We start from the raw sequence: 12,624 nt of genomic DNA, 5'->3' as shown, positions 1-12,624 counted from the left end.
GCGGCATGCTGGCCTGGTTCTCGGAGAACACGCTTCTCCTCGGCCTCGCCGCGCTGGACGGCCTGTCCTACGCGGCGACGGTCTTCATGGTGGCGGTCGGGCTCAACCTGGTGTTCGGGGTGCTCCGCATCCTGAACGTCGCCCATGGAAGCCTCTTCGCGATCGGCGGCTATGTGGCGGCCACGCTTGGCCTGTTCATCGCGAGCCATGGCCTGCCCGCCTGGCTGTCGCTGCCGGCGCTGCTGCTGGCGGCGGTGCTCACCGGCGCGCTGCTCGGGCCGGTGATTGAGAGGCTGCTTCTCCGCCGGGTGGAGAACCAGGAACCGGTCCTGCAGCTCCTGGTGACCTTCGCGCTGTTCATGATCCTGGAGGACCTGCAGAAGCTCGTCTGGGGCGTGCAGCCCGTGGTGTCGGACGCGCCGGTCCGGCTGCTGGGCACGGTGGACGTGCCCTTCGGGACCGATGTGATTCCCTTCACCGCCTATCAGCTCTTCGTCCTTCCGGGCGTCGCGGTGGTCACGCTGCTCGGGCTTGTCTGGTTCCTGCGGCGTACCCTGGCCGGGCGGATGATCGTGGCGGTGACGGAGGACCGTGAGGCGGCGCGTGCCATGGGCATCGATGCCGCGCGTGTCACGCTTCTCACCTTCTCGGCGGGCGCTGCGCTGGCCGCGCTGGGCGGGGCGCTGGCCTCTCCCACGGCCTCGCTGGTGCCGGGCGTGGGGGCGCAGACCATCGTGCTCTCCTTCGCGGTGGTGGCCACGGCCGGGCTGGGCCGGGTGGAGGGTGCTGCGGTGACGGCCCTGCTCATCGGCCTCGGCCGTGCCTTCGCCGTATATTTCGAACCGGAGCTGGAGGTGGTGATCCCCTACATCATCATGGTGGCGGTGCTGCTGGTGCGGCCACAGGGCCTGTTCGGCGTGCTGGAGACCCGGCGCATATGAGGCGCGCGGGAGAGGTCCTTCTCGTCCTCCTGGCCGCCGCCCTTGTCCTGGTGGTGGCCTGGACCGTGCCCTGGCTGCGCTTCGTGCTCACCATTGCCCTTGCCAAGGGGCTGGCCGTGCTGGGCATCCTGCTGCTGCTCCGCGCGGGGCAGGTGAGCTTCGGCCATGCGCTCTACCTGGCCTTCGCCGCCTATGCGATCGCCTTCGGGGCGGCGCGGGTGCCGGAGACGCTGCTGCTGCTTCCGCTCGCCGCCATCGGGGCGGCCCTGCTCGGCCTCCTGGTCGGGCTCTTCGTGGTGCGGTACCGCGAGATCTTCTTCGGCATGCTGAACCTGGCGCTCAGCATGGTGTTCTACTCCCTGCTGGAGAAGTTCTACTCCATCACCCACGGCACGGACGGCATCCGCCTGCCGCCCACCACCTTCGCGGGCCAGGTGCTGGATCCGGAGACGCAGGGCTGGGCGATGCTCTGCCTCGCGCTGCTGCTCTCCATCCTCTTCGCGGTCCTGGTGCGGATCTATCTCGCTTCCCCGATCGGCCAGGCGCTGGCGGGGATCAAGACGCGCGAGGCGAGGCTGGAGTTCATGGGCATCTCCGGGCGCCGCGTGCTGCTCTCGGCCTATGTGCTCTCCACGCTGATGGCGGGATGCGGCGGGGCGGTGCTGGCGATGACCACGCGCCACGTCACGCCCGCCCTGTCCTACTGGACCGCCTCGGGCGAGCTGGTCTTCATCGCCATCCTGGGCGGCTCCGGCAGCGTGGCCGGGCCTTTCCTTGGCGCGGTGGCCTATGAGCTGACCCGCGTCTATGCCGCCGCGCTGGTCGCGGATGCCTGGCAGATGGTGCTGGGGGCCGTCCTGCTGCTGGTCATCCTCTTCGCGCCCGGCGGGCTCTGGGGCATGGGGCGGGCCCTGGTGGGACGGAGGCGGCAGGCATGAGCGTGCTTCTCTCCGCCCGCGGGCTGAGGATCGCCTTCGGTGGGCTGAAGGCGGCCGATGGCATCGACCTGGATGTGATGGAGGGGGAGTTCCTCGCCATCATCGGCCCGAACGGGGCAGGCAAGACCACCTTCATCAACATGGCCACCGGCTATCTCAAGCCCCAGGCCGGCCAGATCACCTATGCCGGGCGCAATATCCTGGGCATGACGCCGCGGCAGATCGTCCGCCTGGGCGTGGCGCGCTCCTTCCAGCTGCCGCAGCTCTTCACGGAGCACACGGTTCTGGAGAACACAGCCCTTGCGGTGGCGGCGCGGGAAGGGGTGTGGTCGCCCTTCGCGCCCCTGCTGCGCCCGCGCTTCCGGCGCGAGGCGGAGGAGGTGCTGGACCGCTTCGGCCTGCTGCCCCTGGCCGGGCAGAGGGCGGATGGGCTGAACGAGGGGGCGCGCAAGCTGGCGGACATCGCCATGGCCGTGGCTCTCCGGCCGCGCCTCCTTCTCATGGACGAGCCGACCAGCGGCGTGGCTTCCGCCGACAAGATGGGCGTGGTGGAGACGCTGGCGCGGGTGCTGCGCCAGTCCGGCGTCACCGCTGTCTTCGTGGAGCACGACATGGACGTGGTGGCCCGCTTCGCCGACCGGGTGGCGGTCTGGGGGCAGGGGCGGATCATGGCGCTGGGGCCGCCGGAGCAGGTTCTGAACGACCCGGATGTGCGGCGGGACGTGATCGGCATCGGCCCCGGGGAGGCGAGCCATGCTGCGGCTTGAGAACGTCTCGGTGGATATTGCGGGCGCGCCGGTCCTGCGCGGGGTCTCGCTGCAGGTGCCGCCCGGTGGGCGGGTGGCGCTGATCGGCCGGAACGGGGCGGGCAAGACCACGACCCTGCGCGCGCTGATGGGCCTGCTGCCCCCGCGCGGCGGCTCCATCAAGCTGGACGGGATGGAATGCGCGGCGGTGCCGGCGCATCGCCGTGCCGGGCTCGGGATCGGCTATGCGCCGGAGGAACGGCGCCTTTTCGGCTCCTTCACCGTGCGAGAGAACCTGCTGTTGCCGGCACAGGTTATCGGCCTTTCGCAGGCTGAGCTGGCGCGGCGGCTGGAGGCGGTGTTCGACCTCCTGCCGGAGCTGCGCGACTTCGCGCCGCGCCGGGCAGCCGGGCTTTCCGGTGGGCAGGGCAAGATGGTGGCGCTGGGCCGGGCGCTGATGGTGGGCACCCGGGCCGTGCTGCTGGACGAACCCTTCCAGGGGCTCGCCCCAGCCCTCGCCCTGCGCTACGCGGAGGCGCTGGGGCGGCTCCGCACGGCCCTGCCGGATGTGGCCATCCTCATCACCGAGAGCAGCCCGGAGCTGCTGCGGTCACTCGTGGACAGCACCTTCGTGATCGAGCGCGGAGAAATTGCCGCGGCCTGAGCGGGCGGCGCGGCGGGCGCCCCGGCAGGGGACGACGCCTGGCGCTGCCCCGTGGCCCGGATCGTGGAACGGAATGATGGACAGTTACCAGCACTTCATCGGCGGCGAATGGGTGGGCGGGGACGCCTTCCTGACGGTGATCAATCCATCGGATGGCGCGCCGATGGCGCGGATCGCCCGGGGTGGGGAGGCGGAGGTGGATGCGGCCGTGCGGGCCGGCCACGCGGCGCTGGAGGGCGCCTGGGGCCGGGTGGATGCGGCTGCGCGCGGGCGCCTTCTCTCCCGCCTGGCCGAGCTGATCCGCCGCGATGCGGACGCGCTGGCCCGGATGGAAAGCGAGGATGTGGGCAAGCCGATGAGCCTGGCCCGCAACGACGTGGCCGTCTGCGCCCGCTACTTCGAATATTACGGTGGCGCGGCCGACAAGGTGCATGGCGAGACCATCCCCTTCCAGGACGGCTTCACGGTGATGACGCTGTGGGAGCCCCATGGAGTCACGGCGCATATCGTGCCCTGGAACTACCCGCTGCAAATGATGGGGCGCTCCGTGGCGCCAGCCCTTGCCATGGGCAACGCGGTTGTTCTGAAGCCGGCCGAGGACACGCCGCTGACGGCGCTGGCCCTGGCACGGCTGGCGGCCGAGGCAGGCTTTCCCGCTGGTTCCTTCAACGTGGTGACAGGGCTGGGCGAGGAGGCCGGTGCCGCGCTGAGCGCGCATCCCGGAATCAGCCATATCAGCTTCACCGGCTCCACCGAGGTCGGCACGCTGGTGCAGACGGCGGCCGCGAAGAACACGATCCCGGTGACGCTGGAACTCGGCGGCAAGTCCCCGCAGATCGTCTTCGCGGATGCGGATTCGGAACTGGCCGCCTCCACCATTCTGCGCGGCATCGTGCAGAATGCCGGGCAGACCTGCAGCGCCGGCTCGCGCGTGCTGATCGAGGACAGCATCTATGAGCGCTTCACCGCGGATCTCGCCGGGCGCTTCAAGGCGATGAGGGTGGGCTCCGCCTCGCAGGACCTTGATCTGGGGCCGGTGGTGAATGCGAAGCAGAAGGAGCGCGTCGAGGGCTATATCGAGCTCGCGCGGCGTGACGGGCTGCCCATCCTCGCCCAGGGAGAGCTGGGCACGAATCTTCCCTCGGACGGCTTCTATGTGCGGCCGACCCTGATCGGTGACGTGCCGCCGGACCATCGCCTGGCGCAGGAGGAGATCTTCGGTCCCGTCCTCGTCGCCATTCGCGTGAAGGACGAGGCGGAAGCGCTGCACGTCGCGAATGGCACGCGCTACGGACTGGCAGCGGGGATCTGGACGCAGGATATCGGCCGCGCCTTCCGGCTGGCGCGGAAGGTGCAGTCGGGCCAGGTCTTCATCAACAACTATGGCGCGGGTGGCGGGGTGGAACTGCCCTTTGGCGGCGTGAAGGGTTCCGGCCACGGGCGCGAGAAGGGCTTCGAGGCGCTCTATGGCTTCGGCACCTTGAAGACCGTTGCCCTGCGGCAGGGCGCCTGACCATGGAGAGCAGCCGCAAGGGGCCGCTGGACGGCATTCTGGTGGTGGCGCTGGAGCAGGCTGTCGCCGCGCCCTATTGCTCCTCGCGCCTCGCGGATGCCGGGGCGCGGGTGATCAAGATCGAGCGGCCCGAGGGCGATTTCGCGCGCGGCTATGACACGGCAGTGAACGGGCTTTCGAGCTACTTCGTCTGGCTGAACCGAGGGAAGCAGAGCCTGACGGCCGACATCAAGGATCCGGAGGATGCGGCGCTGCTGCACCGGATCCTCGGGAAGGCGGATGTGTTCATCCAGAACCTCGCGCCGGGCGCGGCGGAGCGCGCGGGCTTCGGTTCGCGGGAGCTTCGGGCGCGCTACCCCAGGCTGATCACCGTCGATGTCTCCGGCTATGGCGCGGGCCACAGCTACTCCGAGATGAAGGCCTATGACCTGCTGGTTCAGGCGGAGAGCGGCCTGGCCTCGATCACGGGCCATCCGGCCGGGCCGGGGCGCGTGGGCGTTTCCGTCTGCGACATCGCCTGCGGCATGTCCGCCCATGCGGCGGTGCTGGAAGCGCTGATCGCCCGCGGCATCACGGGGCAGGGGCAGCATATCCAGGTCAGCCTTTTTGACGGCATGGCGGATTGGATGAACGTGCCGCTCCTCTACTACGAGGGGACGGGGCAAGCGCCGAAGCGCGTGGGGCTGGCCCATCCCTCCATCTGCCCCTACGGCGCCTTCCCGCTGGCGGATGGCAGCCTCGTCCTGCTTTCCATCCAGAACGAGCGCGAATGGGCGAGCTTCTGCCGGACGGTGCTGCGCGAGCCGGAGCTGACCCTGCGGCCGGGCTTCGAGAATAATAACGCGCGCGTCGCCAACCGCGCGGAAGTTGATGCGCGGGTGGCGCGGGAACTGGGTGCCCTGTCCCGTGGCGACGCCGCCGCGCGGCTGCGCGAGGCACGCACGGCCTACGGCTTCGTCAATGAGTTGGACGACCTGCCACAGCATCCGGCCCTGCGGCGCGTGACGGTGGAAACGGCGCATGGGCCGGCCTCCATCGTGGCGCCGCCCGCGATCCGGGACGGCAGGAAGCCGGAACTGGGGCGGGTTCCCGCCATCGGCGAGCATGACGATGTGATCCGCCAGGAATTTGGCGGCTGAGCCAGGCGCCGTTCCGCCTGGCGTGCTGTCTCCTGCAGGAAGCGCACACACGCACAAGGCGGTGACGCAGGTTCCTGCAGTTCGCGATGGAAGGCGCTGCGCTGAGGCGTTAGCGTCCTCTCGCGGGTGCCATGCAGGTCCTGTCCGTTCGACCGGTGAGACTGGCCGCCATGCGCTCCGCCAAGGCAATGGAGGAGAACGGCTATGGCTCTCAATCGGCGCGATCTCATTCTGGGAACGGGCGGACTGGCACTTGGCGCGGCGATCCTGCCCGGCTCGGCGCGGGAGGCATCCGCGGCGGCACCTTTCCGGAACGACGTGCCGCCTGCCTGGTACCGCTTCCGTTTCGGTGAAAACGAGGCGACCATCGTCTCCGACGGGCGCCTTCCCCTCGGCAAGCCGGAGCCGGCCTTTCCGGCTGCCCCGCCGCAGGAGATCAATGCGCTGCTGCGCGGCAACTTCCTGCCGCCCGATGCGGCGACGCTGGAGCAGAACGTGCTGGTCCTGAACACAGGGCGCCAGCTCGTGCTGTTCGATACCGGCATGGGCGAGAGCATGGGCGCCGACAGCAAGATGTTCGGCCCCACGACCGGGCGCATGCTGTCCAATCTTCGCGCCGCGGGCATCTCGCCAGAGCAGATCGACCTCGTGGTGCTGAGCCATGCCCATAGCGACCATTGCTGGGCGCTGGTGGATGCGGAGGGCAGGCGGAACTTCCCCAATGCCCAGGTGGCGGTGAGCGAGGCGGATCTGCGCTACTGGACCGATGACGGCAACAAGCGTGGCCCTGCCTTTATGACGAGCTTCATCGAAGGGGCGAAGAAGAACCTCTCGGCGTATCGTGACCGCATGGTGATGGTGCGGGACGGCGCGGAGGTCACGCCGGGGGTCACCGCCATCGCGGCCCCCGGGCATACGGTTGGCCATACCTGCTACGCCATCAACTCCGGCGGACGGACCATGGTCTATACGGGCGATCTGGCGCACCACCATGTCCTGCTGCTGCAGCGCCCGATGTGGGAATTCTCCTTCGACACGGATCCGAAGCAGTCCGCGCAGACGCGCAGCCGCCTGCTGGCCCGCCTGGCGGATGAGCGGCACGCCGTCCTCTCCTATCACTTCCCCTGGCCAGGGCTGGGGCATGTGGTGCGCGCGGGCGAGGGATATGCCTGGCTGGCCGAGCCCATGGACCTGACGCCACCGGGTTGAAGCACCGCCGGCGCCGGGGTGCGGCACGTGCATTCCCGGCGCCGGAATGGGGCGACGCGCCAGAGTCAGACGCGGCGCGTGTTCATCCAAACTTCATGCCGTGAACAGGCGCGGCTGCGTAAGGACATCCGGCGGATCGTGCCGGAACCTGCATGCACCCCGAGGATGCGAAGCGCCTGAGCGCCCCTGCAATCGGTCTTGTCCCCGACACGCCCCCCGACATCTGGCCTTGGGGATGGGCGCCGAAGGCGGGCTACGCCGGTCGGCGCGAGGCCTGCGCGGCCCGTTGGCGTTCCTGCCGGCACCCGTCGCCGGCTAGCCCGATGGCCCGCGCACGGGGTGGATCAGCCTGGGAGCCGGAACAGGGGCTGGCCGGCCCGGATCGTCTCTCCCTCGCGCAGAGCCTCGTGCGGGGAGAAGGAGGCCGGGACGAAGAGGATGATGGTCGAGCCGTGCTCGAACCACCCCATCTCCTCGCCCTTGCTCACCGGGATGTCGCAGGGAATGGTGCGGGGCCCGGCCTCCCGCAGGTCGAGCGTGGCGTCGAGGAACGACAGGCGGATGCTCGCCACGAGGATGGCGGCGACGGGCACCAGCGTGACGGCATGGCCGCCCTGCGCGAGCCGGGTGCGGATCACCGCCCGCTCGTTCCTGCAGAACAGGCGCTCCACCCGTTTCAGCGCGATCGGATTCACGTTCCAGGTGTCGCCCGAGATGTAGGTGACCGATTCCACCCGGCCGTCATGTGGCGCATGGAAATGGTGATACATGCTGGAGGTCAGCCGCAACGTGACATAGCGGCCGTTCTCATGGGCCTTTGCCCAACCATCATCGCCGAGCAGGTCGCGCAGCGGGTAGGGGAAGCCCTTCACCTGCAGCACCTGCCCCGCCTCGACCACGCCCGATGCGCCGATGATCGCGTCACATGGGCTGACGAGCAGGGCCGGATCGGCATCGACAGGACGCGCTCCCGCCTTCAGGCGGCGGATGAAGCAGTCATGCAGGCTGCGGAAGTTCTGCCGCTCCGCATCGCGCAGGTCCAGGTCGGCGAAAAGCCGCCACATGCTGATCGAGAGATCGCGGACCAGCGGGTTCTCGATACGGCTGAACCAGCCCATGAACCGCGTCGCAAGCCTGCGCGGGATGCGGTTGGTGAGAAGGAAGTTGATGTCTTCCTGCTGCGTGATCCCGGCGATCGTGGATCGCAAACCCGGCATGGCCATTGCCCTGTGAATGGATTCTGACATGTTGAGCACCTACGCGACCTATGCCGCCGGCGCGGGCGCCCTGTGCGCGCTGCTTGTGAAGGGAAGGGCGCGGCTGCGGCTCTCCCGAGCGAAGTACCGCTCGCTCACGGGCCATGCGCGGATGGCGCGGCGCGTGGCCTCGATGATTCCCTTCTATGAATTCGGGGAAGACAGCTTCTTCCGCACGGATGACGCGCCGGAGGAGGTGGTTGCGCGACGGCGCGCGGGGTTCTTCCGGCTTGCCGCGGAATACCGGGAGCGCTTCCCGCAGACGCTGGCGATGACGGCGGCGGCTCGGGAGGGTCTCTCCGACCTGCAATTCACCAGCGCCTATCGCGTGCCCTTCCAGTACAGCCGCTTCTTTCGCAAGCACCTGGCCGCCGGCTCCTTCCTCGCGTCGTCTTCCGGTGTCACGGTCACCGATCTCGACGGGAACCGCTTTTACGACCTCACCGGCTCCTATGGCGTGAACCTTCTTGGATATGACTTCTACAAGGCCTGCATCGCGGAAGGGGCGGCGCTGGTGGGGGAGCTCGGGCCCGTGCTCGGCGCCTATCACCCGGTGGTGGCGGAGAATCTGGACCAGCTGCGCCGGATCTCCGGGCTGGATGAGATCTCCTTCCATATGTCCGGAACGGAGGCGGTGATGCAGGCCGTGCGCCTGGCGCGCTATCACACCGGCCGGTCCCATCTCGTCCGTTTCTGCGGCGCCTATCATGGGTGGTGGGGGGATGTGCAGCCGGGCATCGGAAACCCCGTCCCGGCGCGGGAGACCTATACGCTCGAGGAGATGTCCGAGCGGACGCTGGGTGTTCTGCGCACGCGGGCCAACATTGCCTGCGTCCTCGTCAATCCGCTTCAGGCGTTGCATCCGAATGCCGCCGCTCCTGCGGATTCCTCGCTGGTGGATGGGGCGCGAAGCGCCGGCTTCGATCGCGCTGCCTACACGGAATGGCTGAAGAAGCTGCGCGAGGTCTGTACGGAGCGAGGGATCGTCCTGATCTTCGACGAGGTCTTTGTCGGCTTCCGCCTCGCGCCCGGCGGAGCGCAGGAGTATTTTGGCGTGCGGGCCGACATGGTCACCTATGGCAAGACTCTCGGCGGGGGATTGCCTGTGGGGGTTCTCTGCGGCCGCGGCGCCCTGATGCGGCGGTTCCGTGAGAAGAGGCCGGTGGATGTCTGCTTCGCGCGCGGCACCTTCAACGCTCATCCCTATGTCATGGGGACCATGAATGCGTTTCTCCGCCGCCTGGAAAGCCCCGAGATCCGCTCGCTCTATGCCGGGCTGGATGGTGTCTGGAATGCGCGCGCGGAGATGCTGAACCGCCGACTGGAAGCCGAAGGGTTGCCGGTGCGTGTGGCGCATCTCTCGACAATCTGGACCGTAACCTACACGCGTCCCTCCCGCTACAACTGGATGCTGCAGGCCTATCTGCGCGAGCGAGGGCTCGCTCTGAGCTGGGTTGGCACGGGCAGGCTGATCTTCAGCCTGAACTACGGGGACGAGGACTTCGCGGCGGTGGCCGACCGCTTCCTGGATGCTGCACGCGCGATGGAGCGGGATGGCTGGTGGTGGACAGCCCCGTCCACGACGAACAAGGACGTCAAGCGACGGATCCTACGAGAGATGCTAGGCCGCCGCCGGGTGGCGTGAATGCTGCCAAGTCGCGTTCACGCAGATAAGCGCCCCGCCCGCGACGGGCGGGGCGGGGCAGGGCAGTTTAGCGCGAGTGCTCGCGCGCGATGGAGCGGTCGATCAGCTCGCCCTGCAGGAGATAGGCCGGGGCGCGGTGGTAAAGCTTGATGTCGTGGAAGGGGTCCGTGAGGATCTTCGTCGCCCACACAAGCCCGGTCTGCACGTCGCGTATGATGAAGAGCTGGACGGTGCGGAACAGCAGTCCCGCGATGCCGAGGAAAAGCCAGAGATAGCCAAGGTTCCGCAGAAAGCCGCCCATGTCGCGATGCGGCTCCACCATGCCCAGCAAGGTGGGGTCAAGGACGAGCAACAGGGGCGAAAGCGCCCAGAGCGCCATCAGGACGATCTTGCGGTGAAGATTATACCCCACCTTGATCTCCTCCTTATGCTCATGCGTGGCGTGGTTGACGGTGTCATAGCCCTTCGGCTCGAACACCAGATGGCCGAGCTGTCGGCTGGTCATGGCGATCAGCCATCCGATCAGCGCCGCAATCGCCGGATCCTTGAAGGCGATGGCATAGGCACAGACGAAGCTGAGGGCGCTGACCAGATGAAGGCTCTGGTTGATGCGGCTGTGGTGGTAGTAGCGGTGGTCATCCCAGCGCTGCTCCCGCAGGTGGTCAGCGAAGCCCTTCATCGTCCGTCCTTCTCAAGTTCCGGGAGCCTCTGGCGATTTTTTGCCTGCGAGGTGATGGTCCTGGCGGGATCCTGATCCTTCCTGTAGCGGATCAGGGCGAAATGCCCGAGCGGCGGCAGGGGACGCCGGTCCACAAGAGTGACGCCGGGCGCGGAAGCGGCCCAGCGGGCGTAACGAGCCCAGGGGAATTCGGTGCGCCATCCCAGCCGGTTGCTCACCGGCATCATCAGCTTTTCGATGCGGCTGCGGAGTCCCGTTTCCGCACCGATGCGGGTGGCGATCACGATCTCTCCGCCGGGCCGGACAACGCGCAGGAACTCACCCAGCGCCCGCTCCGGATTGGGAACGGCTGTCACCACATACTGCGCGACCACGACGTCGAAGGATGAATCGGGAAAGGCAAGCTGCTCGGCATCCATCACGGACAGCCCGCCCACATGGCGGAGGCGCAGGCGCTCCACGCGCCGATGCGCCTTCTGGAGCATCGGCGCGGAGATATCGACCCCGATCACGGTGTTCGAGGCGCGATAGCCGGCGAGCGACAGGCCGGTGCCTACGCCAACCTCAAGGATGCGCCCGCCGGTCCGCTCCGCCGCATCCGTCGCCAGGCGGCGACCGCGGCGAAACACCGGCCCGAAGATGACGTCGTAGACAGGAGCCCAGCGATCATAGGCCAGCGCCACCTGTTCTGGGGGCTGCTCTCCAGACATGGCGTATTCCCGGTCAATCGTTCGGACAGGCCGCGCCGGGCAGCATGAGCGCGCCAGGCGTGAAGCAGAGCAAGGAGAGCGTCATCCAGTTGCGACCTCTGTGCCGTCTCGCCTTCGAGACCGTGCGATGACGTGTCACGGATCCGATGCCATGACCAGCGACGGAATTATGTCAGTGCGCATTGCCGTTTTGCGGGCGCGCAGGTGGCTGGTCTGGCTTGCTCCATTTGGAAGTTTGCAAATGGACATTGCGACATTGCAAGCCGGAGGGCGGCGCTTCGGGCATGGCCCGGAGCGGGTGAACCTGCCATAAGCGCGCCCGTTCTCAACCAGCCAATCGCGGTCCGGAGCGTCTTCCGTGGGTATCGAAATCGAGCGCAAGTTCCTGATCACCAGCAGTGACTGGCGAGCAGGCGTTGTGCGTTCCTATGTCCTGCGGGACGGGCTGCTGGCGCGTTTCGGCGAGGGCAAGGTGCGGATCCGGCATGCGGGCAGCCAGGCCTGGATCACGGTGAAGGGGCCGCGCAGCGGAATCAGCCGGGCTGAGTTCGAATACGAGGTCCCGGTGTCCGAGGCAGAGGAGATGCTCTCCCTCTGCGGCATGCCGCACATCGAGAAGCACCGTTACATCGTGCCCCATGCCGGTTTCGAATGGGCGGTCGATCTCCACCAGGGTCCGCTTGCCGGGATCGAGTTCGCGGAGGTGGAACTGGAGCATCCGGATCAGCCCGTGCCGCTTCCAGGCTGGGTCGGGGCCGAGGTGACGAACGACCCGAACTACAGCAAGGCCACGCTGCTGAGTCGCTTGGCCTCGGCGTTAGGAACGGGCGGCGGAGCACAGCTGCACCGCGCCTGCTTCCAGCATCAGCCTTAACAAATGGTCATGGCCCCTGCGGCCGAGGAATGCCGATCCGTCATGCCGCAATGCAAAAAAAGGCGATCGCTCCATGGGCAGTCTGCTGGTAGATGCGGCGGCACAGCAGGCTGGCTAGCCCGGGCTGCTGCTTTCTTGGACGTTTCCTCCCTAAACTCGGCGGAGCCTCTGGCTCCGCCTTTTTTTTCTAGGCCGGCAAAGTCGGCTGGCAGGCAGTCTGTTCCAGTTGGGCCAGGTAGGCTTGTGGATCGCGGCGGAACCGGGTTCGCAGTGTCCGGGCATGGCGTCGCTGTTCAAGACGCTGGCGAAG

12 protein-coding genes are annotated in these 12,624 nt (G+C 67.9%); 9 read left to right on the top strand and 3 right to left on the bottom strand.

Features of this window, described 5'->3' with window-relative positions; translation table 11 throughout:
• The first annotated feature begins 5 nt into the window (after positions 1–5).
• The 7 genes from J8J14_RS19735 to J8J14_RS19705 all read left to right on the top strand — a co-directional run bounded on the left by J8J14_RS19735 (position 6) and on the right by J8J14_RS19705 (position 7,150).
• Positions 6–941, top strand: coding sequence for a branched-chain amino acid ABC transporter permease (locus J8J14_RS19735; protein ID WP_209381274.1), 936 nt, complete (start codon positions 6–8; stop codon positions 939–941).
• The gene (locus J8J14_RS19730) at positions 938–1,879 is read left to right on the top strand and encodes a branched-chain amino acid ABC transporter permease (RefSeq protein WP_209381273.1); all 942 of its coding nucleotides are present in this window, start codon (positions 938–940) and stop codon (positions 1,877–1,879) included. The genes J8J14_RS19735 and J8J14_RS19730 overlap by 4 nt, the downstream gene beginning before the upstream one ends.
• Positions 1,876–2,646, top strand: coding sequence for an ABC transporter ATP-binding protein (locus tag J8J14_RS19725; RefSeq protein ID WP_209381272.1), 771 nt, complete (start codon positions 1,876–1,878; stop codon positions 2,644–2,646). The genes J8J14_RS19730 and J8J14_RS19725 overlap by 4 nt, the downstream gene beginning before the upstream one ends.
• Positions 2,633–3,289 carry an ABC transporter ATP-binding protein gene (locus tag J8J14_RS19720; RefSeq protein ID WP_209381271.1) on the top strand — a complete coding sequence of 219 codons (657 nt, stop codon included), beginning with the start codon at positions 2,633–2,635 and terminating at the stop codon, positions 3,287–3,289. Before J8J14_RS19725 ends, J8J14_RS19720 begins: the two co-directional genes overlap by 14 nt.
• Positions 3,290–3,362: 73 nt before the next feature.
• Complete coding sequence (locus tag J8J14_RS19715) at positions 3,363–4,802, top strand: aldehyde dehydrogenase family protein (protein WP_245215990.1); 1,440 nt, start codon at positions 3,363–3,365, stop codon at positions 4,800–4,802.
• A 2-nt stretch (positions 4,803–4,804) separates the two neighbouring features.
• Entirely contained in the window at positions 4,805–5,941 is a 1,137-nt protein-coding gene (locus tag J8J14_RS19710; protein WP_209381270.1) for a CaiB/BaiF CoA transferase family protein, read from the top strand.
• A 204-nt stretch (positions 5,942–6,145) separates the two neighbouring features.
• A complete protein-coding gene (locus J8J14_RS19705) occupies positions 6,146–7,150 on the top strand; it encodes an MBL fold metallo-hydrolase (RefSeq protein ID WP_209381269.1) in 1,005 nt (334 codons plus the stop codon).
• Between the two features lie 344 nt (positions 7,151–7,494).
• Here the strand turns inward: J8J14_RS19705 and asd are convergent, their stop codons facing one another.
• Positions 7,495–8,358, bottom strand: coding sequence for an archaetidylserine decarboxylase (asd, locus tag J8J14_RS19700; RefSeq protein ID WP_209381268.1), 864 nt, complete (start codon positions 8,356–8,358; stop codon positions 7,495–7,497).
• A 37-nt stretch (positions 8,359–8,395) separates the two neighbouring features.
• On the opposite strand from asd, the gene J8J14_RS19695 reads away from it, so the two are divergent.
• On the top strand, positions 8,396–10,051 hold the full coding sequence (locus J8J14_RS19695; RefSeq protein WP_209381267.1) for an aminotransferase class III-fold pyridoxal phosphate-dependent enzyme: 1,656 nt from the start codon (positions 8,396–8,398) through the stop codon (positions 10,049–10,051).
• A gap of 67 nt (positions 10,052–10,118) precedes the next feature.
• On the opposite strand, the gene J8J14_RS19690 is transcribed toward J8J14_RS19695, so the two are convergent.
• Together J8J14_RS19690 and J8J14_RS19685 are read right to left on the bottom strand one after the other, a co-directional pair.
• On the bottom strand, positions 10,119–10,730 hold the full coding sequence (locus tag J8J14_RS19690; protein WP_209381266.1) for a hypothetical protein: 612 nt from the start codon (positions 10,728–10,730) through the stop codon (positions 10,119–10,121).
• Positions 10,727–11,440, bottom strand: coding sequence for a class I SAM-dependent methyltransferase (locus J8J14_RS19685; RefSeq protein WP_209381265.1), 714 nt, complete (start codon positions 11,438–11,440; stop codon positions 10,727–10,729). The genes J8J14_RS19690 and J8J14_RS19685 overlap by 4 nt, the downstream gene beginning before the upstream one ends.
• Before the next feature lie 358 nt (positions 11,441–11,798).
• Here J8J14_RS19685 and J8J14_RS19680 point away from each other — a divergent pair, with 358 nt between their 5' ends.
• Positions 11,799–12,314 (top strand): CYTH domain-containing protein, encoded by a 516-nt coding sequence (locus J8J14_RS19680; RefSeq protein ID WP_209381264.1) that lies wholly within the window; start codon positions 11,799–11,801, stop codon positions 12,312–12,314.
• Positions 12,315–12,624 lie beyond the last annotated feature (310 nt).

Source organism: Pararoseomonas baculiformis (assembly GCF_017813395.1).
GTDB classification, from domain to species: Bacteria; Pseudomonadota; Alphaproteobacteria; order Acetobacterales; family Acetobacteraceae; genus Roseomonas; species Roseomonas baculiformis.
This window is presented reverse-complemented; position numbering and strand designations above follow the sequence as displayed.